Origin of the sequence: Oceanicella actignis, assembly GCF_900111545.1 — a bacterium.
GTDB classification, from domain to species: Bacteria; Pseudomonadota; Alphaproteobacteria; order Rhodobacterales; family Rhodobacteraceae; genus Oceanicella; species Oceanicella actignis.
Genome location: NZ_FOHL01000024.1, coordinates 1 through 3,070, shown reverse-complemented (window position 1 = coordinate 3,070; position 3,070 = coordinate 1). Strand labels below are relative to the sequence as shown.

At 71.8% G+C, this 3,070-nt stretch carries 2 protein-coding genes; both read right to left on the bottom strand.

From position 1 onward, the window contains the following. The coding region (locus BMW67_RS15205; RefSeq protein WP_072748552.1) for an FAD binding domain-containing protein at positions 1-776 on the bottom strand (776 nt) is incomplete at its 3' end. Between the two features lie 89 nt (positions 777-865). Continuing rightward, the coding region (locus BMW67_RS15200; RefSeq protein ID WP_072748553.1) for a xanthine dehydrogenase family protein molybdopterin-binding subunit at positions 866-3,070 on the bottom strand (2,205 nt) is incomplete at its 5' end.

Below are 3,070 nucleotides of genomic sequence, written 5' to 3'. Positions count from 1 at the left end.
ACGGCGCGTCTGGCGAGGACGGCGGCGAGGTGGGCGCGGTATGCCGCGGTTCCGTGGATGTCCTCGATCATGCCGTCCGGGCTGAGGGCGAGGCCGTCGAGGGCCTCGGGGGCGAAGCTGGCGCTCAGGGCCTGTTCGGCCTCGGACCAGCGGAAGACGCCGTTTTCCGATGCGCCGGTGACGGCGACGCGGACATGGTCGTCGTAGCGGGCGACGAAGACGCCGACGAGGGCGAAGCGCGAGGCGGGCTGCTCGAACTTCTGGTAGTCGGCGGCGGCGGGGATGGGGAAGCGGACGCGGGCGATGATCTCGTCCTCTTCGAGGGCGGTGGCGAACATGCCCTCGAAGAAGTCGTCGGCGGCGATCTCGCGCCGGTCGGTGACGATGGTTGCGCCGCATGCCAGCGCGGCGGCGGGATAGCAGGCCGAGGGGTCGTTGTTGGCCAGCGATCCGCCGATGGTGCCGCGGTTGCGCACGGCCGGATCGCCGATGCCGGCGGCCAGGCGCGCCAGGGCGGGGAAGGCCTGGGCGGCCTCGCGGGCGACGACGGCGTGGGGGGTTGCGGCGCCGATGGTGAGCGCGCCGTTCTCGGCCGAGACGCCGGTCAGCTCGGGCATGCCGGCGAGCGAGACCAGGCGCGAGGGCTGGGCGAGGCGCTGCTTGAGGGTGGGGATGAGGGTCTGGCCGCCGCTCAGGGGGCGGGCTTCGGGATCGGCGCGCAGGGCGGCGACGGCGTCGGCCAGCGAGGCGGGCTTGACGAATTCGAAGGCGTGCATGCGGGTCTCCTGCGGAGCGGGGCGCGGCGCGGGACGCGCGCGCGCCGAAAGGACGGATCCGCGGCCCCGGGCGGGGCCGCGGGGCGGGGTCAGCCGTGCATGGCGGCCCAGACCCGGTCGGGGGTCAGCGGCATGTCGATGTGATCGACCTTGAAGCCGCCGGCGTTGAGGGCGTCGAGCACGGCGTTGACCAGCGCGGGCGGGGCGCCGATGGCGCCGGCCTCGCCGCAGCCCTTGACCCCCAGCGGGTTGTGGGTGCAGGGGGTGGCGCAGCTGTGGTCGACCTCGATGAAGGGCAGGTCGGAGGCGCGCGGCATGGCGTAGTCCATGTAGGAGCCGGTCAGCAGCTGGCCGTTGGCGTCGTAGACGGCGCGCTCGAGCATGGCCTGGCCGATGCCCTGGGCGACGCCGCCATGGACCTGGCCGGCGACGATCATGGGGTTGACGACGTTGCCGAAATCGTCCGCGGCCCAGAAGCCGACGACCTCGACCTTGCCGGTCTCGGGGTCGACCTCGACCTCGCAGGCATAGGCGCCGGCGGGGTAGGTGAAGTTCGAGGGATCGTAGAAGGCGGTCTCCTCGAGGCCGGGCTCGATCTCTTCGAGCGGGTAGTTGTGGGGCACGTAGGCGGCCAGGGTGACGTCGGTCCAGGCCACGGACTTGTCGGTGCCCTTGACGGTGAAGCGCCCGTCGGCCAGCTCGACGTCGCCCTCGGCGGCCTCCATCAGATGGGCGGCGATCTTGCGCGCCTTGGCGATCACCTTCTCGGCGGCGCGCACCATGGCCGAGCCGCCCACCGCCAGCGAGCGCGAGCCGTAGGTGCCCATGCCCATGGGGATCTTCGAGGTGTCGCCATGGACGATCTCGATCTGGTCCTCGGGGATGCCGATCATCTGCGCGATGACCTGCGGGAAGGTGGTCTCGTGCCCCTGGCCGTGCGAATGCGCGCCGGTGTAGACCGAGATCGAGCCCGTGGGATTGACGCGCACGGTCGCGCTCTCGTAAAGGCCCGCGCGCGCGCCCAGCTGGCCGACCAGGTTCGAGGGCGCGATGCCGCAGGCCTCGATGTAGCTGGCGATGCCCAGCCCGCGCAGCTTGCCGCGCGCGGCCGCCTCGGCGCGGCGCGCCGCGAAGCCGTCGCGGTCGCACATCTGCAGCACCTTGTCCATGGTCGCGTCGTAATTGCCCGTGTCGTAGGTCAGCGCCACCGGCGTCTGGTAGGGGAACTGGTCGGGCTTGATGAAGTTGCGCCGGCGCAGCTCGACCGGGTCGATGCCCATCTCGCGCGCGGCCTTGTCGATGACGCGCTCGAGCTGGAAGGTGGCCTCGGGCCGGCCCGCCCCGCGATAGGCGTCCACCGGCACGGTGTTGGTGAACACCGCGCGCACGTTCACGTGGATCAGCGGCGTGGTGTAGTTGCCCGCCATCAGCGTCCCGTGCAGCCAGGTCGGCACCGAGGGCGCGAAGGTCGACAGATACGCCCCCATGTTGGCCAGCGTGTCGGTGCGCAGCGCCAGGAACTTGCCGTTCTCGTCCAGCGCCAGCTCGATCTTCGTCACGTGGTCGCGCCCATGCGCGTCCGACATGAACGCCTCCGAGCGGTCCGCCGTCCACTTCACCGGCCGGCGCAGCGCCTTGGCCGCGAAGGTGCAGAAGGCCTCTTCGGCGTAGTGGAAGATCTTGGTCCCGAAGCCGCCGCCCACATCCGGCGCCACCACGCGCAGCTTGTGCTCGGGAATGCCCAGCACGAAGGCCCCCATCAGCAGCCGGATCACGTGCGGGTTCTGCGAGGTGGTGTAGAGCGTGTGCTCGTCCGTCGAGGGGTCGTAGTCGCCGATCGCCGCGCGCGGCTCCATCGGGTTCGCCACCAGGCGGTTGTTCGTCAGCTCGAGCGTCGTCACATGGTGCGCGCGCGCGAAGGCCTCGTCCACCGCGGGCTTGTTCTCCTCGACGAAGCCCCAGTCGTAGCACAGATTGTCGCCCAGCTCGTCATGCACCAGCGGCGCGCCCGGCTCGAGCGCGGCGCGCATGTCCACCACCGCCGGAAGCTCCTCGATGTCGAGCGCGATCAGCTCGGCCGCCGCGCGCGCCTGCGCCCGCGTCTCGGCCACCACCGCCGCCACCGGGTCGCCCACATGGCGCACCTTGCCCTGCGCCAGCACCGGGTGCGGCGGCTCCTTCATCGGCTGGCCGTGCTTGTCCGTCACCTGCCAGCCGCAGGGCAGCCCGCCCACATCCTTGAAGTCCTCGCCCGTGAACACCCGCAGCACCCCCGGCGCCGCCGCCGCCGCCGA